This window comes from Streptomyces sp. P6-2-1 (assembly GCF_050613165.1).
Taxonomy (GTDB): domain Bacteria; phylum Actinomycetota; class Actinomycetes; order Streptomycetales; family Streptomycetaceae; genus Streptomyces.
The window spans coordinates 3556066-3574284 of record NZ_CP192513.1 but is presented as its reverse complement, the minus strand read 5'-3'; the positions used below and the strand labels follow the sequence as shown (position 1 = coordinate 3574284).

The window sequence follows — 18219 nt, the reverse complement described above, 5'->3', positions numbered from 1 at the left end:
CCCGGGCCGCGCCCGGGAGATATCCGGAGTTCCTCATGGCAACCCTGCTGCACATCGACTCGGCCGTTTCCCCCCAGCAGTCCTCCTCCCGCGAGGTCGGCGCGGCCTTCGTCAAGAACTGGCTGGAGGCACACCCCGGCGGCACCGTCGTCCACCGCGACCTCGCCACGCACCCCGTTCCGCACCTCGACTGGGAGACGCTGTCCGCCGACTTCGTGCCCGCCGAGCAGCAGACCGCTGAGCAGCGCGCCGCCGTCGCCGCGCGCGAGGAGCTGATCACCGAGCTGGAGGCCGCCGACGCGGTACTGCTCGCCGCGCCCATGTACAACTTCACGATCCCCTCGACGCTCAAGGCGTGGCTGGACCAGGTGATCGTCGTCGGGCGCACCGCGGGCGGCGGTGGCACCGTCAAGGGGACGCCGTTCACCGTGATCGCGAGCCGGGGTGGTTCCTACGCGCCCGGAACGCCGCGCGAGAGCTTCGAGTTCGTGACGAACTACGTCGAGAAGCTGCTCACCGGGATGCTGGAGGCCGAGGTCGACTTCATCGTGCCGGAGCTGACACTGGCGCCCGTGAAGGAGGAGATGGCCGAGCTGCGGCCGCTCGCCGAGGCGAGCCGCGAGAAGGCGTTCGAAGAGGCGGACGTCAAGGCGAAGGCGCTGGCCGCACGACTGGCCGCGTGAGGTTTCGCCCCTCGCCCGGGGTTCCGGGGCACCGCCCCGGGCCCCGGGCCAGGCCCCCGGCCCGGGGCGAATCGACCTCGTCGCCCCACCCGGATCGACCTCGTCGCCCCACCCGGATCGGCCTCGCCGTTCTCCGCCCCGATCGGCCTCGCCGTTCTCCGCGCGAATCGGCGTCCCCACCCCGTACGCATCGGCACCCACCCGAACCCACGCGTCGACGCCCACGCACCGGCACCCACGCAAAAAGAGGCGGCACCGCTTTCGCGATGCCGCCTCTTACTGTGTGCGCGAGGGGGGAGTTGAACCCCCACGCCCTTTCGGGCACTGGAACCTGAATCCAGCGCGTCTGCCTATTCCGCCACCCGCGCATATTGGGTGTCTGCCGCCGTGTTGCCGTGGCGACATCAGAAGATTAGCACGCTGACCGGGTCGGATTCATCTCGCTTCGGCAGCCCCCGGGGTGACTCCCACCACCCGTCGGCCACCCGTCGGCCACCCCGTCGGCCCCGGCCGAAACAGGCCGGCCACCCCGGCGGAAGCCGACCCTCGCCCCGTACGTGAACAGCCTCACCTCCCCACGAGAAGAGCCCCACGCCCGCACGAGGACAGCCCCACCCCGGCACGAGGACAGCCCCGCCCCCGTACGAGCCCCGTACGAGGACAGCCTCCCGCCCGTACGAGGACAGCCCCCACCCCCCGTACGACGACACCCCCCGCGCCCCCGTACGAAAGTCCCCGGCACGCGCCCCCGTCTCCGCCCGGAGCGCCGCCGGGGGCGCCCCCGTCCGCCCCCTTCGCCCCCGCTGCCGCCCCCGGCCCGACCCTGCCCCCGCGCACCTCGTGGCCGAGGTGGGGGACACTGGGCGGTGAGCGGCTTTACGATCCCTGTTCGAGGGGGCGGGGGCGGAAGCGGCTCGCGCTCCAACACCGCGCGTCTGTACCGGATTCGGGGCACTCGCGGCGCTGTCGGCGGGTACGTCTTGTGAGGGGCGACACTCGTGACCGGGGGCGACAGGGGGAACCACCCGTTTTCCCCGCGCGTGGATACGATCAGTAAGCAGTACCAGTAGCAGCGGTTCCGGCAGCCGTTCCGGCGGCAGGAGCGACACAGCTTCAGAGCGGCACAAGGCAAGAGCAGCACAAGGCAAGAGCGGCAGCAGTGGCAGTACCGGCAGCGGTACGGACGAAGTACAAGACGCGGTACAGACGCGGTACAGCGACGAGCACGGCTTGGGAGGTGCCCTCATGGGAGTCATGAAACGGTTCGAGCAGCGCCTCGAAGGTCTGGTCAACGGCACCTTCGCGAAGGTCTTCAAGTCGGAGGTGCAGCCCGTCGAGATCGCCGGAGCGCTTCAGCGCGAGTGCGACAACAACGCGACGATCTGGAACCGCGACAGGACCGTCGTGCCCAATGACTTCATCGTCGAGCTGAGCGCCCCCGACTTCGAGCGCCTGAGCCCCTACTCCGGGCAGCTCGGCGAGGAGCTGGCGGGCATGGTGCGCGACTACGCGGGCCAGCAGCGGTACACCTTCATGGGCCCCATCAAGGTCCACCTGGAACGCGCCGACGACCTCGACACAGGCCTCTACCGCGTCCGCAGCCGCACGCTCGCCTCCAGCAGCAGCGCCGAGCCGCAGCAGCAACAGCAGCCCCACGCCGCCCCGCCCGGCTACGGCTACCCTCCGCGCCCCGTGAGCGCGCCGCCGATGCCCCAGGGCCCGCCCCCCGGCCAGCCCCACGCCCAGCCGGTGCGCCCCGCGCCCGCGCCCGGCGGCGGTTTCGGCGGGCAGGACAGGACCAGGCGCTGGGTGGAGATCAACAACAACCGCCACCAGATCACCCGCTCGACGCTGGTGCTCGGCCGCAGCACCGAAGCCGATGTGCGGATCGACGACCCCGGCGTCTCCCGCCGGCACTGCGAGATCCGGACCGGAACGCCCTCGACGATCCAGGATCTCGGGTCCACCAACGGCATCGTGGTGGACGGGCAGCACACCACCCGCGCTACGCTCCGCGACGGCTCGCGGATCGTCGTGGGCAACACGACCATTATTTTCCGGCAAGCCGAAGGGTGAAGCGGGGGCAATGTCAGAGCTGACCCTGACGGTCATGCGGCTGGGTTTCCTGGCTGTTCTGTGGCTGTTCGTCATCGTGGCCGTCCAGGTCATCCGCAGCGACCTCTTCGGTACGCGCGTCACCCAGCGCGGTTCGCAGCGCAGGGCCCAGCGCGGGGGTGGCGACGGGGGCCGGGCACGCGCGGCGAGCAGCCCCCCGCCGCAGCGCCAGCAGCAGGGCGGCAGGCAGCGCAGGGGGGCGCCCACCAAGCTGATCATCAGCGAGGGCAGTCTTACGGGCACGACGGTCGCCCTCCAGGGGCAGACCATCACGCTCGGCCGCGCGCACGATTCCACGATCGTCCTCGACGACGACTACGCCTCCAGCCGCCATGCCAGGATCTACCCCGATCGCGACGGGCAGTGGATCGTCGAGGACCTCGGTTCCACCAACGGCACCTACCTGGACCGCAACCGGCTCACCACGCCGGTCCCCGTCCCGCTGGGCGCGCCGATCCGCATCGGCAAGACCGTGATCGAGCTGCGGAAGTAGTACGACAAATGAGCGAGCGGAGCGAGCGAACCCCGGCGGCCACGAAGGCGTCCGCCGGGGCGGTCCCCGCCGTGGAACCGGCGGCGGTCCCCGACGCGGAACCGACCGTGCTCCCGACCGGAGGGTGGGCAGTGTGGCTCGACAGGACCGGTTGTCCCCGGACCAGCCGAGAGGCGAGGTACGCATGAGTCTTTCCCTGCGCTTCGCCGCCGGCTCGCACAAGGGCATGATCCGTCAGGGCAACGAGGACTCCGGCTACGCCGGTCCCCGGCTGCTCGCCATCGCCGACGGCATGGGCGGCGCCGCCGCCGGCGAGGTCGCCAGCTCCGAGGTGATCTCCTCGCTCGTCGATCTCGACGACGAGATCCCCGGCTCCGACATCCTCACCTCGCTCGGCGTCGCCGTGCAGCGCGCCAACGAACGCCTGCGCCTCATGGTCGACGAGGACCCCCAGCTCGACGGCATGGGCACGACGCTCACCGCGCTGCTCTGGACCGGTCAGCGCCTCGGCCTCGTCCACGTCGGCGACTCCCGCGCCTACCTGCTGCGCGACGGGGTCCTCACCCAGATCACCCAGGACCACACCTGGGTCGCGCGCCTCGTCGACGAGGGCAGGATCACCGAGGAAGAGGCCACGACGCACCCGCAGCGCTCGCTGCTCATGCGCAACCTCGGCAGCGCCGACCAGGTCGAGCCCGACCTCTCGATCCGCGAGGTGCGCCCGGGCGACCGCTACCTGCTCTGCTCCGACGGGCTCTCCGGCGTCGTCAGCCACCAGACGATGGAGGAGACCCTCGCCAGCTACCAGGGCCCGCAGGAGACGGTCCAGGACCTGATCCAGCTCGCGCTGCGCGGCGGCGGCCCCGACAACGTGACGGTCATCGTCGCCGACGTCCTCGACGTCGACCACACGGACACGATGTCCGTCGCGCTCAACGACACCCCCGTCGTCGTCGGCGCCGTCGCGGAGAACCAGCACCAGTCCCACGACGACGGCGCCATGCAGACCCCCGCGGGACGCGCCTCCGGGCTCGGCCGCCAGGCCCCCGGCGGCTACGGCCCCGCGGGCGACGGCGCCGCGCCCGCGTACGCCCCCGACGACTGGGACGACGACGGCGAGTACGGGAAGCGGCGCGGCGGCAGGCGCTGGCTCAAGCGGAGCCTGTGGACCGTCGTCGCGCTCGCCGTGATCGGCGGCGGCCTCTACGGCGGCTACCGCTGGACGCAGAACCAGTACTACGTGGGCGTAGAGGACGACCACGTCGCCCTCTACCAGGGCATCAGCCAGGACCTCGCCTGGGTCGACCTCTCGAAGGTCGCCCGCTCCCACCCCGAGATCGAACTCAAGTACCTCCCGCCGTACCAGAAGAAGCAGGTCGAAAGCACGATCGTGGAGTCCTCGCGCGCCGAGGCCCAGAAGAAGATCGCCGAGCTGCACACGCAGGCGGGAGCGTGCAAGAAGGACGCCGAGCGCCGCAAGGCGGCGGCGAAGGCCCAGGCCGAGAAGGAGGCCAGGGACAAGCGCGCGAAGGAGCAGCGGGAGAAGGAGCAGCAGCAGGGCACCGCGGGGACCTCGCAGGGCACCACCCCGGGCACCACGCCCGGTGGTACGAGCACCGCGAACCCCGTCGCCTGGCACGCCACCACGACCGCAGCAAGCCCGTCGCCCGGCCCCAGCCTCTCGGAGGAAGAGCAGAAGCTGGTCCCGCTGTGCGGAAAGCAGTAAGCGCCACAGGGGGCCGGAGCACACCATGAGCAGCAGTACGACACAGACATCGACCATCGGTTCCATCGGCGCGCCCAGCCGCCGCAACACCGAACTCGCCCTTCTCGTCTTCGCCGTCGTGATCCCGGTCTTCGCCTACGCGAACGTCGGGCTCGCGATCGACGGCTCGCTCCCGGCGGGACTGCTCGGCTACGGAGTCGGCCTCGGCCTCCTCGCGGGCGTCGCGCACCTCGCGGTCCGCCGCTTCGCGCCGTACGCCGACCCGCTGCTCCTGCCGCTCGCGACGCTCCTCAACGGGCTCGGACTCGTCATCATCTGGCGCCTGGACCAGTCCGAGCGGCTCCAGCAGGTGAAGACGTTCTCACCCGCCGCGCCCAAGCAGCTCATGTACTCGGCGATCGGCATCGCGCTCTTCGCCGGGGTGCTCCTGGTCCTCAAGGACCACCGCATCCTCCAGCGGTACACGTACATCTCGATGGTCGGCGCGATCGTCCTGCTGCTGCTCCCGCTCGTGCCGGGGCTCGGCCTGAACATCTTCGGCGCGAGGATCTGGATCCGCGTCGGCGGATTCCAGATCCAGCCGGGGGAGTTCGCGAAGATCGTGATCGCGATCTTCTTCGCCGGGTACCTCATGGTGAAACGCGACGCGCTCGCGCTCGCGAGCCGCCGCGTCCTCGGCCTCTACCTGCCGCGCGGCCGGGACCTCGGCCCGATCATCGCCGTGTGGATCATGTCGATCCTCATCCTGATCTTCGAGACCGACCTCGGTACCTCGCTGCTCTTCTTCGGCATGTTCATCGTCATGCTGTACGTGGCGACCGAGCGGACGAGCTGGATCGTCTTCGGGCTGCTCATGTCGGCGGTGGGCGCGGTCGGCGTCGCCTCCTTCGAGCCGCACGTGCACAGCCGCGTGCAGGCGTGGCTCAACCCGGCACATGAGTTCGAACTCGCGAAGACCGTCGCCGGCCACTCGCAGCAGGCCATGCAGGCCCTGTGGTCCTTCGGCTCGGGTGGCACCCTCGGCAGCGGCCTCGGGCAGGGCAACTCCGACCTCATCGGCTTCGCGGCGAACTCCGACTTCATCCTCGCGACCTTCGGCGAGGAGCTGGGGCTCACCGGGCTCATGGCGATCCTGATCATCTACGCCCTCATCGTGGAGCGCGGGCTGCGCACCGCCCTCGCCGCGCGCGACCCCTTCGGCAAGCTCCTCGCCGCAGGGCTCGCCGGGTCCTTCGCGATCCAGGTGTTCGTGGTCGCCGGCGGCGTCATGAACCTCATCCCGCTCACCGGTATGACGATGCCGTTCCTCGCGTACGGCGGTTCCTCCGTCATCGCGAACTGGGCGCTCATCGCCATTCTGCTGCGCATCAGCGACACCGCCCGCAGGCCGGCCCCCGCACCCGCACAGAATTCCGACGCAGAGATGACGCAGGTGGTCCGCCCGTGAACAAGCCGCTCCGCCGTATCGCGATCTTCTGCGGGCTGCTCGTCCTGGCCCTGCTGCTGCGCGACAACTGGATTCAGTACGTCAAGGCGGACAGCCTCCAGAGCGACGAGGCCAACCCCCGCGTCACCATCGAGCGCTACGCCCAGCCGCGCGGCGACATCATCGCCGGCGGGAAGCCGGTGACCGGCTCGAAGAACACCGACGGCATCAGCTACAAGTACAAGCGGACGTGGAAGAACGGCCCCATGTGGGCCCCCGTGACCGGGTACTCCTCGCAGCTCATCGGCGCGACGCAGCTCGAAAAGATCAACGACGACATCCTCACCGGCAACGACGACCGGCTCTTCTTCCGCAACACGCTCGACATGCTCACCGGCAAGCCGAAGCAGGGCGGCAACGTCGTCACGACGATCAACCCGGACGCGCAGAAGGCGGCGTTCGACGGGCTCGGCTCCAAGAAGGGCGCGGCCGTCGCGATCGACCCGTCCACGGGCGCGATCCTCGCGCTGGCCTCGACGCCCTCGTACGACCCCTCGTCCTTCGCCGGGGTGTCCGCCAAGGACGGCGACACCTTCGCGAAGCTCGACAAGGACAAGGACAAGCCGCTCACGAACCGGGCGCTGCGCGAGACGTACCCGCCGGGTTCGACGTTCAAGGTCGTGACGGCCGCCGCGGCCCTGGAGAGCGGCAAGTACGAGCCGGACCAGAAGACGGACACACCGCTGCCGTGGATCATGCCCGGTACGAGGACGCCGCTGAACAACGAGGGGAACATCCCCTGCGAGGACGCGACGCTGCGGAACGCGCTCAAGTACTCGTGCAACACCGTCTTCGGCAAGATCGGCGCCGACCTCGGCCAGGACGCGATGCTGGAGGAGGCCGAGAAGTTCGGCTTCAACGTCAAGCACGACGTCCCTGTGCGCTCCGCCGCTTCGAACTTCTCGAAGGACATGTCGCCCGACGGTGTCGCGCAGTCCTCGATCGGCCAGTTCAACACGGCGGCGACCCCGCTCCAGATGGCGATGGTCGCCGCGGCGGTCGCCAATGACGGCAAGCTCATGAAGCCGTACATGGTGAGCGAGCTCCAGTCGCCGAGCGTCGACACGATCGAGAAGACCGAGCCGAAGGAGATGAGCCGCCCGCTGTCCGCGGAGAACGCGCAGAAGCTCCAGTCGATGATGGAGACCGTCGTCAACGAGGGCACGGGAACCAACGCGAAGATCCCCGGCGTCACCGTGGGCGGCAAGACGGGTACGGCGCAGCACGGTGTCGCCAACAGCGAGCTGCCCTACGCCTGGTTCGTCAGCTACGCCAAGACCGACCAGGGCTCGCCCGTCGCCGTCGCCGTCGTGGTCGAGGACGGCGCGGCCAACCACGACGACATCTCCGGCGGCGGTCTCGCCGCGCCGATCGCGAAGGCGGTCATGGAGGCGGTCATCAAGAAGTGACCGGCAGGGACCGAGTGACCGAAATCGCCCCTCACGGGTGAAGCCGGTCACGAGCCCGCGGCATCCGCGCACGTGGCGGTACCGGTCCGGTATCAGCTTCCCGGTCCGGGCCGGGAGGCATGGTACGGGGCGGGTACGGTAAGCCGGACAGCACACCGCCGGACCACACACGGGTGCGGTCGGGATCGACGGAGAGGGCTGGATCAGTTATGGAAGAGCCGCGTCGCCTCGGCGGCCGGTACGAGCTGGGCCACGTGCTCGGCCGCGGTGGCATGGCCGAGGTGTACCTCGCCCACGACACCCGTCTCGGCCGCACCGTCGCGGTCAAGACCCTGCGCGTCGATCTCGCCCGTGATCCCTCGTTCCAGGCCCGCTTCCGGCGTGAGGCCCAGTCCGCGGCCTCGCTCAACCACCCGGCGATCGTCGCGGTGTACGACACCGGCGAGGACTACGTCGACGGCGTCTCGATCCCGTACATCGTCATGGAGTACGTGGACGGCTCCACGCTGCGCGAGCTGCTGCACTCGGGGCGCAAGCTGCTGCCCGAGCGCTCGATGGAGATGACCATCGGCATCCTCCAGGCGCTGGAGTACTCGCACCGCGCCGGGATCGTCCACCGCGACATCAAGCCCGCGAACGTCATGCTGACGCGCACCGGGCAGGTCAAGGTCATGGACTTCGGCATCGCCCGCGCGATGGGCGACTCCGGGATGACGATGACGCAGACCGCGGCCGTCATCGGCACCGCGCAGTACCTCTCCCCCGAGCAGGCCCAGGGCGAGACCGTCGACGCGCGCTCCGACCTGTACTCGACGGGCTGCCTGCTCTACGAGCTGCTGACCGTGCGGCCCCCGTTCATCGGGGACTCGCCCGTCGCGGTCGCCTACCAGCACGTACGGGAGGAGCCGCAGCCGCCGAGCGTCTTCGACCCCGAGATCACGCCCGACATGGACGCGATCGTGCTCAAGGCGCTCGTGAAGGACCCGAACTACCGCTACCAGTCCGCCGACGACATGCGCGCCGACATCGAGGCGCTCCTCGAAGGCCGTCCGGTCGCGGCGAGCGCGGCGATGGGCATGGCGGGCGCGGGCGGCGGCTACGGCTACGGCGGCGAGCAGCCGACGCAGGCGTTCCACGCGCAGAACGGCGGCGCGGGACCCACCTCGATGCTGCCCCCGGTCAACCCGGACGACGGCGGCTACGGCTACGGCGAGGAGCCGCGCGGACGGCGCAGGCAGGCCCCGCCGAAGAAGAACCACACCTCGACGATCCTCCTCGTCGTCGCCGGTGTCCTCGTCCTCGTCGGCGCGATCCTCATCGGCAGCAAGTTCATCGGCAACGACGACAAGGGGCCCGACAAGATCGCCGCGCCGAGCTACGTCGGCAAGACCTTCGCCGAGGCCCAGCTCATGGCGAGGAACAACGGCGACTTCGACCTGAAGAGCGTCAGCGCGCCCTGCAAGAACCAGCCGGCGAAGAGGATCTGCAAGCAGGACCCGCCCGCGGGCACCGAGGTCGAGAAGGGCTCGGCGATCACCCTCACGGTCTCCACGGGCGCCCCCAAGGAGACCGTCCCCGACGTCACCGGGCTCACCTACGACACCGCGCAGGCCAAGCTCCAGAAGCTCGGCTTCGAGGTGAAGCAGGAGATGAAGGAGTCGGAGCAGAAGGAGGGCGTGGTCATCGAGCAGAGCCCGAACGGCGACACCGACCTCCAGATCGGCAAGACGATCACGCTCACCGTGGCCCGCGCGAAGCAGATGTCCACGGTCCCGAACGTCGTGGGCCAGAACTGCGACGACGCGACGGCCCAGCTGGAGGAGAACGACCTCAAGGCGAACTGTGTCGAGAAGGAGAACGACACGGTGCCCGAGGGAACCATCTTCGAGCAGAGCCTCCAGCCGAACACCCCGGCCGACCCGGGCTCCGTGGTGACCCTCTCGCAGGCCAAGAAGCCGGAGGAGCCGGAGAAGGTCAAGATCCCCGACGACATCAACGGCAAGTCCCTCCAGGAGGTCCAGGGCATCCTGGGCGGCCTCGGTCTCCAGGTGAACGTCCAGCCGGGGCTGCCGAGCGACCCCGACTCCAAGGTCATCAACTCCAACCCGGGACCGGGCTCGGAGGTCGACAAGGACACACCGGTGACGGTCTTCACGATGCCCTGAGCCGGCAGGGCGGTACGAGGAAGGGGCGCTCCCCGCGCGGGGGGGGCGCCCCTTCCTCGTACCGCCCGCGTCCGCCACCTCGGGCGGAGCCCCGCAGGCCACACGCGGGCCCACAGACCTGACGCGGGCCCACAGACCTGACGCGGGCCCCGCAGGCTCAGGCGGGCCCCGCAGGCTCGGGCGGAGGCCGCTACCTCAGCTCAGCGGGCAGCGTCCGCCGCGCGTTCACCGGATCGACCCGCTCCAGCCGGCCCCACACGATGTACCGGTACTTCGAGGTGTAGACCGGTGTGCACGTCGTGAGCGTGATGTACCTGCCGGGCTTCTTCACGCCCGCCTTCGCCGGGACCTGGTCGAGCACGTCGATGTCGTACTTCGATGTCTGCGGGAGGATCGCGAAGACGCGGTAGACGTACCAGCTGTCCTTCGACTCGAAGACGATCGGGTCGCCCTTCCTGAGCTTGTCGATGTTGTGGAACTTCGCGCCGTGCCCGTCGCGGTGCGCGGCGAGCGTGAAGTTCCCCTTCGCGTCCTGCGGCAGCGCGGACTTGACCGGGTCCGTGTAGTAACCGGCCACACCGTCGTTGAGGATGTCCGTCGATGTGCCCTTCTTGACCAGCACCTCGCCGTTCTTCATCGCGGGGACGTGCAGGAAGCCGATGCCGTCCTTCGTGTCGAGCGCCCCCGGGCCCCGCTGCGGCTGCTGCGCCCAGTGCTCGCGCACGCGGTCGCCCTGCTGGTCGGCGGCGCGGTCGGCGACGACGTTGGTCCACCACAGCGAGTAGACGACGAAGAGGGCGAGGACGAGCCCGGCCGTGATGAGCAGCTCACCGAGGAAGCCGACGAACCCGGCGGCCCTGCTCCGGCGCGGCCGTCCGGCGGGCGCGGACGGCCGGGCGTCCGTGCCGTCGTCCGGCACTGCCTCGTCCCTGGTTGCCGACACTGTGTACCGCCCCGTTCCTCGGCCCTCGCGCGCGCTCGCCGCGGCTTCGGGCTCGCTTCCGCCGCTCCTACAGCAGCGCGTCGGGCTTGCCTTCGGCGCGCGGCCGTTCCTCGACCATCTTGCCCCAGACGATCATCCGGTACGTACTGGTGAATTCGGGGGTGCAGGTCGTCAGGGTGAGGTAGCGCCCTGCCTTCGTGAATCCCGATCCGGCCGGTACGGGCCGCAGAACGGCGGTGTTCGCGGGGGACGTCTGCGGCAGGATGCTCGTCATCTTGTACACGAAATACGTATCGCGGGTCTCTACGACAATCGAGTCGCCCGGCGTGAGCCGATTGAGGTAACGGAAGGGTTCGCCGTGCGTGTTGCGGTGCCCCGCGAGCGCGAAGTTGCCGCTCTTCGCCTCGGGCATCGCGGTCTTGAGCGCGCCCTCCCCGTAGTGGCCGACCATCCCCTTGTCGAGGACCTTCGCCTTGCTGACGCCCTCGGCGATCGGGACGACGACGTCGAGCTTGGGGATCGTGAGGATCGCGAAGCCCTCGCCGGGCTGGAAGGTGCCGGGACTGCGCTTGCCGTCCTTCCAGTCGTCCTGGAGCTGGTGCGCGGCGCCGTTCGCCTCGCGGTGAGCGCGCACGTTCGTCCACCACAGCTGGTACGCGACGAAGAGGAGCATCACGAGGCCGAGCGTGATGAAGCCCTCGCCGAGCGCGGCGCTCACGCGCGTCCCCGCGCTGGGCCTGCGCGCCCGCTCCGCCCTGCGCGCCTCGACACGGCTCAGCGGCCGTCCGTCCTGGGGGGTGCCGGCGGCGGCGCTCGACACGGGGGCGGTGCCCGAGGCGGTGGTACGGCGGTGGCCTCCCGCGCGGCGGCGGCCCCGGCCCTTCGCCGCGGCACGGCGGCGCGCGGCGCGGCCCTCGCCGGGGGAGGCGGAGGGCTCCGAGGAGGCCGGTGCTCCCGGGGACGGCGCGGGGATGGCCCCGCGCGCGTCGGCGAGCCCTGCGGGGAGCCGCAGCGCCATCGTGGCGTCGTCCCGTACCGCCCGCTCCTGCGGGGCCTCCGGGACCGCGGAGGCCGGCGGGACCGCGGGGATCACCACGGTCTCCGCGGCCTCCGGGGGCTCAGGGGCCACCGGCGTGCCCATGACCGGCGTGTCCGTTAACCGTGTCCCCGGCTCGCGTCCCGTCTCGTGCTCGGGCCGCAGCGCGGTCACGCCGAGGCCCTGCCCACCACCGGCGCGAGTCCGGCCGAGCGGCCGACAGCGCCCGGGTCGCCGCAGGCGGTGAGCCAGTTGGCGAGCAGGAGGTGGCCGTGTTCGGTGAGCACCGATTCGGGGTGGAACTGCACGCCCTCGACCGCGAGTTCGCGGTGGCGCACGCCCATGATGATCCCGTCGGCCGTCCGCGCGGTGACCTCCAGGACCTCGGGCAGCGCGGCGGGCTCGGCGGCGAGCGAGTGGTAGCGCGTCGCCGTGAAGGGCGAGGGGAGTCCGGCGAAGACGCCCGCGCCCTCGTGCAGCACCTCCGACGTCCGCCCGTGCAGCAGCTCGGGGGCCCGGCCCACGACACCCCCGTACGCGACGGCCATCGACTGCATCCCGAGGCAGACCCCGAAGACCGGGAGGCCGGTGGCGCCGCAGTGGCGGACCATCTCGACGCACACCCCGGCCTCCTCGGGCGTGCCGGGTCCCGGCGAGAGCAGGACGCCGTCGTAGCGCGCGGGATCGGCGTCGGCCGTGCTCACCTCGTCGTTGCGCAGCACCTCGCAGACGGCGCCGAGCTGGTGGAGGTACTGGACGATGTTGAAGACGAAGCTGTCGTAGTTGTCGACGACGAGCACCCGGCTCGCGTGACGGGCGGGGGCCTCGGTGGTCATCGCGCTGCTCGCATTCCCTGGTCGACGGTGACGTCGTTGAAGGGGAGCAGGGGCTCCGCCCACGGGAAGACGTACTGGAAGAGGAGGAAGACCACGGCCAGGGCGAGGACGAGCGAGAGGAACGCCTTGATCCACGCGTTGCCCGGCAGATGCCGCCAGATCCACCCGTACATGTGCCGTGCCGCCCCTGCTGTCGCTCTTGTCGCCCTGTCGTTCTGTGCTGTCACCCCGGCCTTCCCGAAGACCTTGAGTGTGCGGCCCCAGCCTAAAGGGAGGGGGGCCCGCCCCGTGGGCGTGCTGCGGAAAGCCTTGGTACGGCGCGAGGTTGTTCTTTACCCTGCGGGGCCCGGCGGGCGCTTCGCGGGCGTCAGTCCACCGGCTCCGCGTAGTGCAGGTCCACCGTGCCCGTGTACCCCGGCAGGGTCTTCGTGCCCTCGTCGTCGGCCTTCCAGCCGAGCCCGTAGGCGTTGACGTAGAGCATGTAGTTCTGGATGGCCGGGGACTCCGAGAGGGCCGTGCGCAGCTTGTCGGGGTCACCGACAGCGGTGATCTTGTAGGGCGGCGAGTAGACGCGGCCCTGGAGGATCAGGGTGTTGCCGACGCAGCGCACCGCACTCGTGGAGATGAGCCGCTGGCCCATGACCTCGATGCCGCGCGCCCCGCCCTGCCACAGCGCGTTGACGACCGCCTGGAGGTCCTGCTGGTGGATGACGAGGTCGTTGGGCTGCGGTTCCGGGTAGCCCGGGAGCTTGGGCCCCGCGTCGGGCGGCGCGTCCTGGAGCGTGACGGACACGGCCTTGCCGCGTACGGGCCGGGTGCCCGCACGGTCCTCGATCCTGGTCAGCCGCTTGTCCTCGGCCTCGCTGCGCCCGTCGTCGCGCGCCGCGAGCGATTCGACGCGCTGGCGCAGCGCGGCGTTCTCGCGCTCGGCGTCGCCGTTCTTGTCGCTGCGCTCCTTGATGAGGTCGGAGAGCTTGAGGAGCGAGGCGTCGGTGCGGATGTTGGTGCCGCGCGCGGTGTGGAAACTCGTGAAGAAGATCAGCCCGGCGAGGGCGAAGACCGCGAGGGTGAGGATTCTCGCGGGACGGAAGCGGAACCCGTGGCCTCCGGGGCTGGATCGCTTCGGGGGGGAGTCGGCAGAATTGCTCAACGTACCCTGATCTCCTTCGGCGCCGTGGAAGCACTACGCTAACGGACGCCCGGAGGGCCCCGGGGTCCGCCCGAGCGCCCGAAGAGCGCCCGCCCCGTTCCTTGCGGCCGGCCTCGCACGGCTCCGCACCGAACAGCGCATCGACAGGAGAGCCCCCTCGTGCCGAAGTCCCGTATCCGCAAGAAGGCCGACTACACGCCGCCGCCCGCAGCGAAGCAGCAGGCGACGACGGTCAAGCTCAGCAACGGAAGCTGGGTCGCCCCGCTGATGCTGGCGATGTTCGCCCTCGGGCTCGCCTGGATCGTCGTCTTCTATGTGACGGACGGCAGTCTGCCGATCGACTCGCTCGACAACTGGAACATCCTCGTCGGCTTCGGCTTCATCGCCGCCGGCTTCGGCGTCTCGACCCGCTGGAAGTAACGCGCGGGCCGTACCGGCCGGGGTCCCGATCCACCGGGACCCCGGCCTTCGGCGCGCCCGCACACGGGCCTGGGCACCCCCGCGCGCAAGCCCTGCCCTGAGTTATCCACAGCGCTATCCACACTGGGGAAAAGTTCAGACGATCTGTGGATAACTCTCGGAGAGTTGACGCCGGTATGACCGGCACGGCTCGCGCGGTAGCCCCTTAGTGCGCATGTTCGAATCCGGGTCTACGCGGGAAGCTTCCCGTGAACCCGCAGGTCACAGCGGTACGGCGGTACGTGCCCGGCGCGGCCCGCACGCCACGCACACCCCGCGCCGCCTCCCGTGTACGAGCTGTGGACAACTCTGCCCGAACATTCGAACACCTGTGCATAAGCGGGGAGCGGCGGCGCGCTCAGGTGTGAGTTCAGGCGAGGTCCAGGCGCGACGTCCAGGCGCGAGGTGCGCAGGCGCCAGGTTCAGGCGCGAGGTGCACAGGCGCCAGGTTCAGGTGAGGGCGGCCGTACGGGCGAGGACGCAGACGACGAGCGCCGCGAGGACCACCGCGCACGTCCCCCACTGCACGAGCGCGCGGTGGCGGCGGGGCGCGTAGACGAGCCCGAGGGCGACGAGCGCGCCGACGACGAGTCCGCCGATGTGCGCCTGCCAGGCGATTCCGCTCCAGCCGAAGGTGAAGATCAGGTTGATGACGAGCAGTGCGACGAAGGGCCGGATGTCCGAGCGGGTGCGCAGCACGAGAACGCCGGTCGCGCCGAAGAGGCCGAAGATCGCGCCGGAGGCACCGAGCGAGGGGACGTTCGGGGCCGCGAAGAGGTAGGAGGCCACGCTGCCGCCCACTCCGGCGATCAGGTAGAGCGCGAGGAAGCGCGCGCGGCCGAGCATCGCCTCGATCGCCGGGCCGAGGAACCACAGGCTCAGCATGTTGACCGCGATGTGCCAGACCTGCTGGTGCAGAAAGGCGGCGGTGAGCAGCCGGTACCACTCGCCCTCGGCGACCCCCACGAGGTGATCGGCGCCGTAGAAGGGAAGGGCCCGCCCGATCATCTCCAGGTCGTCGAGCAGCCGCTGCTGGTCGGGGACCGCCTGCACGAGCAGGAAGACCGCGAGGTTGACCGCCAGGAGGATCTTGGTGACCAGCCGCGGATCGCCCTGCATCACGCCGCCCGCCAGGGTGCGCGGCCGGGCGTCCCCGCGGGGCGCGCGGCCGGTGCCGCCCTCGCCCCGCTGCCACGGCCGGGGCACGCGCGCGGCCGCGCTCGCCCCGCCGGGCGCTCCCGCCGGGGCCGGCACCGGGCCGCCGCCCTGCCGTACGCAGTCGGGGCACTGGAAGCCGACGGAGGCGCTGATCATGCAGTCGGTGCAGACGGGCCGCTTGCAACGGGTGCAGCTGATGCCCGTCTCGCGGCCGGGGTGGCGGTAGCAGGCCGGAGCCGTCGCCTCGGGATCGCCCGGCCGTTTCGCCTCCGGCCCGTCCGGTCCCTTCGGGTCCCCGCCCGGCCCACCGGCACCGCCGGGCTGGTCCTTCGGGTCCATGAGGCTCCTCCCTGAGCCGAGTGCGCCACCGCCGCTCGGCGGGGTCAGGACGTGGGTACGCCCCGTCCCCCTTGACGGATGGACGGGGCGTTTTGTTCCCGCCGCGCTTGGTTCCCGCTTGGTTCCCGCTTGATTCCTGCTTGGCGAGCGGGAACCAAGCGGCGCAGGGGAACGACCGCGGACGCGGAGGTCCTAGCGGCGCTCGATCTCGACGTGCTCGATGACGACGTCCTTGAGCGGGCGGTCGGTGCGCGGGTTGGTGTCGGTCGAGCCGATCGCGTCGACGACCTTCTGGCTCGCCTCGTCCTCGACCAGGCCGAAGATGGTGTGCTTGTTGTTGAGCCACTCCGGCTTGCTCGTGGTGATGAAGAACTGCGAGCCGTTGGTGCCGGGGCCCGCGTTCGCCATCGCGAGCTGGTACTTGCGGTCGAAGCGCAGGTCGGGGTGGAACTCGTCGGCGAACTCGTAGCCGGGGCCCCCGGTACCGTTGCCGAGCGGGTCGCCGCCCTGGAGCATGAAGCCCTCGATCACGCGGTGGAAGATCGTGCCGTCGTACAGGGGCGCGTTGGTCTTCTCACCGGTCGCCGGGTTGACCCACTCGCGCGTGCCCTCGGCCAGTTCGACGAAGTTCTTGACCGTCTTCGGCGCGTAGTCCGGCAGCAGGCGGATGACGATGTCGCCGGCGTTGGTCTTGAGGGTGGCGTAAAGCTGCTCAGCCACGATGTGCCTTCCGTTGTCCTTGAAGCTCTCGCCCCGATCCTCGCACGGACGACGCCGGGGGCCGCTCCCCGCCGAACCTCTGTACGAGGACGCGCGGGCCCGCGGGACGAGGACGCGCGGGCCCACGGGCCCCGCTCCCAGGGGTCCCGCTGACCCGGATGGCCCGCCACATGGCCCCCCTACGGCGATCCGGCGGGCATGATCGCGCTGGGGGTGGAAAGGTGAAATACCGTACGCCACCGAGGAGGAGGAACCCGTGACACGCATCGACAGCGTGCGCGCCGCGACGGGCTCGGCAAGGGAGAGCGTGCTGCACGCCGCGGAAGCGGTTGCTCCCTACGCCGACACCGCCCGCGAGCGCGCCACACTCTACGCGGGCGAGGCCCGCGCCCGGCTCGCGCCGAAGGTCTCCCAGGCCGCCGACCAGGCCAGGGTCCAGTACGACGCCTACCTGGCCCCGCGCCTGGAGCAGGCCCGTACCCATATCCCGCCGCGCTTCGACGAAGCGGCGCAGCAGGCCGCGGTCCACGCCCGCAAGGCCGCCAAGCACACCCGCAAGGCGGCCCACCAGGCCGCCGACTACTCGCGCCCCCGCATTGAGCAGGCCCGCGCCGCGGCGACCCCGGTCGCTGAGGAGGCGAGCGCGCGCAGCGCCGCGGCGCTCGCCGCGCTGCGCGGCCAGGTCTCGCCGAAGGACGTGCGGAAGCTCGCCAAGAAGCACCAGCGCCGTCGCGGCGGCCGCCTCGTCAAGGGCCTCGCTGTCGTCACCCTCCTCGCGGGCGGTGCCTACGCCGCCTGGAAGTGGTGGGACAAGCAGGCCAACCCGGACTGGCTCGTCGAGCCCCCGGCCCCCACCGAGGTGTCCGAGGGCGGCAACCACCTGAGCGCGGTCGACGGCACCGTCGACGCCGAGTCCCCGTCGAGCGCCGAGCCGAAGGGCTGACCCACCGGCCCTCCCGCACGCGTACGCCCCCGGACGGAGACCACTTCCGCCCGGGGGCTTTGCATGCGCCCGGCACCCCGCGCCCGGCGCCCGGCACCCGGCACCCGGCACCCGGCACCCGGCGTTGTTTCACGTGAAACATGCGCGAGCGGGGCGCCCGATGTTCCACGTGAAACATCGCTCCCGCCACCCGCTCAGCCGTCTCAGACCGGCAACTGGTCCACGTATCGCTTGGCCATCAGCAGCGAGACCCCCGGATGGCCGTCTCGTACCTCTCTGACGGCCGCGACCTTCCCCTGCTCCCGGGCGACCTCCCGTACGCGCCCCGCGTCCACCTGCCGCCGGAAGCCCTCGTAGGACCCGTACCGTTCCTGAAAGGCCCGCGCCCGCTTCCGCGCACCGCGCTCGCTCACGAGTCCGGCCACCAGCACCACGACCATCCCGCCGTACAGCGCCGCTTCCCCGATCATCGCCATCCCCCTGTCCGGAGCGGTTTTCCCGTCTCCTCCCCCGCCCTCGCGGCGGTGAACCCGCGCTTCCCCGGCCGGTGCGTCCCCC

The 18219-nt window shown here is 70.8% G+C and carries 17 protein-coding genes, 1 tRNA gene and 1 pseudogene; 10 read left to right on the top strand and 9 right to left on the bottom strand.

Features of this window, described 5'->3' with window-relative positions; genetic code table 11:
• Window positions 1-35 precede the first annotated feature (35 nt).
• A complete protein-coding gene (locus ACQYWQ_RS15400; protein ID WP_431035213.1) occupies window positions 36-683 on the top strand; it encodes an FMN-dependent NADH-azoreductase in 648 nt (215 codons plus the stop codon).
• A 284-nt stretch (window positions 684-967) separates the two neighbouring features.
• Here the strand turns inward: ACQYWQ_RS15400 and ACQYWQ_RS15395 are convergent.
• Window positions 968-1051, bottom strand: a tRNA-Leu gene (locus ACQYWQ_RS15395).
• An 877-nt stretch (window positions 1052-1928) separates the two neighbouring features.
• On the opposite strand from ACQYWQ_RS15395, the gene ACQYWQ_RS15390 reads away from it, so the two are divergent.
• The 6 genes from ACQYWQ_RS15390 to pknB all read left to right on the top strand — a co-directional run bounded on the left by ACQYWQ_RS15390 (window position 1929) and on the right by pknB (window position 10077).
• Window positions 1929-2759, top strand: coding sequence for an FhaA domain-containing protein (locus ACQYWQ_RS15390; protein ID WP_431035212.1), 831 nt, complete (start codon window positions 1929-1931; stop codon window positions 2757-2759).
• A 10-nt stretch (window positions 2760-2769) separates the two neighbouring features.
• Window positions 2770-3291 carry an FHA domain-containing protein FhaB/FipA gene (locus ACQYWQ_RS15385; protein ID WP_361332684.1) on the top strand — a complete coding sequence of 174 codons (522 nt, stop codon included), beginning with the start codon at window positions 2770-2772 and terminating at the stop codon, window positions 3289-3291.
• 184 nt (window positions 3292-3475) lie between these two features.
• The gene (locus tag ACQYWQ_RS15380) at window positions 3476-5017 is read left to right on the top strand and encodes a PP2C family protein-serine/threonine phosphatase (protein WP_431035211.1); all 1542 of its coding nucleotides are present in this window, start codon (window positions 3476-3478) and stop codon (window positions 5015-5017) included.
• Window positions 5018-5042: 25 nt separating this feature from the next.
• A complete protein-coding gene (locus ACQYWQ_RS15375) occupies window positions 5043-6464 on the top strand; it encodes an FtsW/RodA/SpoVE family cell cycle protein (protein ID WP_431035209.1) in 1422 nt (473 codons plus the stop codon).
• On the top strand, window positions 6461-7912 hold the full coding sequence (locus ACQYWQ_RS15370; protein WP_431035208.1) for a peptidoglycan D,D-transpeptidase FtsI family protein: 1452 nt from the start codon (window positions 6461-6463) through the stop codon (window positions 7910-7912). The genes ACQYWQ_RS15375 and ACQYWQ_RS15370 overlap by 4 nt, the downstream gene beginning before the upstream one ends.
• A 209-nt stretch (window positions 7913-8121) precedes the next feature.
• Window positions 8122-10077, top strand: a complete 1956-nt coding sequence (gene pknB, locus ACQYWQ_RS15365; protein ID WP_431035207.1) for a Stk1 family PASTA domain-containing Ser/Thr kinase — start codon at window positions 8122-8124, stop codon at window positions 10075-10077.
• 190 nt (window positions 10078-10267) lie between these two features.
• Here pknB and ACQYWQ_RS15360 read toward each other — a convergent pair whose 3' ends face one another.
• The 5 genes from ACQYWQ_RS15360 to ACQYWQ_RS15340 all read right to left on the bottom strand — a co-directional run bounded on the left by ACQYWQ_RS15360 (window position 10268) and on the right by ACQYWQ_RS15340 (window position 14042).
• A complete protein-coding gene (locus ACQYWQ_RS15360) occupies window positions 10268-11020 on the bottom strand; it encodes a class E sortase (RefSeq protein WP_431035206.1) in 753 nt (250 codons plus the stop codon).
• Window positions 11021-11087: 67 nt separating this feature from the next.
• Window positions 11088-12230, bottom strand: a complete 1143-nt coding sequence (locus ACQYWQ_RS15355; RefSeq protein WP_431035205.1) for a class E sortase — start codon at window positions 12228-12230, stop codon at window positions 11088-11090.
• Window positions 12227-12892, bottom strand: a complete 666-nt coding sequence (locus tag ACQYWQ_RS15350) for an aminodeoxychorismate/anthranilate synthase component II (RefSeq protein WP_431035204.1) — start codon at window positions 12890-12892, stop codon at window positions 12227-12229. Before ACQYWQ_RS15350 ends, ACQYWQ_RS15355 begins: the two co-directional genes overlap by 4 nt.
• Window positions 12889-13119: a hypothetical protein gene (locus ACQYWQ_RS15345; protein WP_431039416.1), complete on the bottom strand. Its 231-nt coding sequence runs from the start codon at window positions 13117-13119 to the stop codon at window positions 12889-12891. Before ACQYWQ_RS15345 ends, ACQYWQ_RS15350 begins: the two co-directional genes overlap by 4 nt.
• A 140-nt stretch (window positions 13120-13259) precedes the next feature.
• Window positions 13260-14042, bottom strand: coding sequence for a DUF881 domain-containing protein (locus tag ACQYWQ_RS15340; RefSeq protein WP_431035203.1), 783 nt, complete (start codon window positions 14040-14042; stop codon window positions 13260-13262).
• Window positions 14043-14201: 159 nt separating this feature from the next.
• Here ACQYWQ_RS15340 and crgA point away from each other — a divergent pair, with 159 nt between their 5' ends.
• Complete coding sequence (gene crgA / locus ACQYWQ_RS15335) at window positions 14202-14462, top strand: cell division protein CrgA (RefSeq protein ID WP_030996046.1); 261 nt, start codon at window positions 14202-14204, stop codon at window positions 14460-14462.
• Window positions 14463-14951: 489 nt separating this feature from the next.
• Here crgA and ACQYWQ_RS15330 read toward each other — a convergent pair whose 3' ends face one another.
• Window positions 14952-15998 (bottom strand): rhomboid family intramembrane serine protease, encoded by a 1047-nt coding sequence (locus ACQYWQ_RS15330; protein ID WP_431035201.1) that lies wholly within the window; start codon window positions 15996-15998, stop codon window positions 14952-14954.
• A gap of 78 nt (window positions 15999-16076) precedes the next feature.
• On the opposite strand from ACQYWQ_RS15330, the pseudogene ACQYWQ_RS15325 reads away from it, so the two are divergent.
• Window positions 16077-16259 (top strand): annotated as a pseudogene (locus ACQYWQ_RS15325) (hypothetical protein); the annotation flags it as partial.
• On the opposite strand, the gene ACQYWQ_RS15320 reads toward ACQYWQ_RS15325, so the two are convergent.
• Window positions 16191-16718: a peptidylprolyl isomerase gene (locus ACQYWQ_RS15320; protein ID WP_431035200.1), complete on the bottom strand. Its 528-nt coding sequence runs from the start codon at window positions 16716-16718 to the stop codon at window positions 16191-16193. The pseudogene ACQYWQ_RS15325 and the gene ACQYWQ_RS15320 overlap by 69 nt on opposite strands.
• A gap of 256 nt (window positions 16719-16974) precedes the next feature.
• Here ACQYWQ_RS15320 and ACQYWQ_RS15315 point away from each other — a divergent pair, with 256 nt between their 5' ends.
• Window positions 16975-17661 carry a DUF5324 family protein gene (locus ACQYWQ_RS15315; RefSeq protein ID WP_431035199.1) on the top strand — a complete coding sequence of 229 codons (687 nt, stop codon included), beginning with the start codon at window positions 16975-16977 and terminating at the stop codon, window positions 17659-17661.
• 203 nt (window positions 17662-17864) lie between these two features.
• On the opposite strand, the gene ACQYWQ_RS15310 is transcribed toward ACQYWQ_RS15315, so the two are convergent.
• The gene (locus ACQYWQ_RS15310; RefSeq protein ID WP_431035198.1) at window positions 17865-18131 is read right to left on the bottom strand and encodes a hypothetical protein; all 267 of its coding nucleotides are present in this window, start codon (window positions 18129-18131) and stop codon (window positions 17865-17867) included.
• Window positions 18132-18219 lie beyond the last annotated feature (88 nt).

What these genes read in the sequence shown, in the direction of transcription:
- ACQYWQ_RS15400 (WP_431035213.1), top strand. Translation starts at nt 36, where the DNA reads ATGGCAACCCTGCTGCACATCGACTCGGCCGTTTCCCCCCAGCAGTCC.
- ACQYWQ_RS15390 (WP_431035212.1), top strand. Translation starts at nt 1,929, where the DNA reads ATGGGAGTCATGAAACGGTTCGAGCAGCGCCTCGAAGGTCTGGTCAAC.
- ACQYWQ_RS15385 (WP_361332684.1), top strand. Translation starts at nt 2,770, where the DNA reads ATGTCAGAGCTGACCCTGACGGTCATGCGGCTGGGTTTCCTGGCTGTT.
- ACQYWQ_RS15380 (WP_431035211.1), top strand. Translation starts at nt 3,476, where the DNA reads ATGAGTCTTTCCCTGCGCTTCGCCGCCGGCTCGCACAAGGGCATGATC.
- ACQYWQ_RS15375 (WP_431035209.1), top strand. Translation starts at nt 5,043, where the DNA reads ATGAGCAGCAGTACGACACAGACATCGACCATCGGTTCCATCGGCGCG.
- pknB (WP_431035207.1), top strand. Translation starts at nt 8,122, where the DNA reads ATGGAAGAGCCGCGTCGCCTCGGCGGCCGGTACGAGCTGGGCCACGTG.
- ACQYWQ_RS15350 (WP_431035204.1), bottom strand. Translation starts at nt 12,892, where the DNA reads ATGACCACCGAGGCCCCCGCCCGTCACGCGAGCCGGGTGCTCGTCGTC.
- ACQYWQ_RS15330 (WP_431035201.1), bottom strand. Translation starts at nt 15,998, where the DNA reads ATGGACCCGAAGGACCAGCCCGGCGGTGCCGGTGGGCCGGGCGGGGAC.
- ACQYWQ_RS15310 (WP_431035198.1), bottom strand. Translation starts at nt 18,131, where the DNA reads ATGATCGGGGAAGCGGCGCTGTACGGCGGGATGGTCGTGGTGCTGGTG.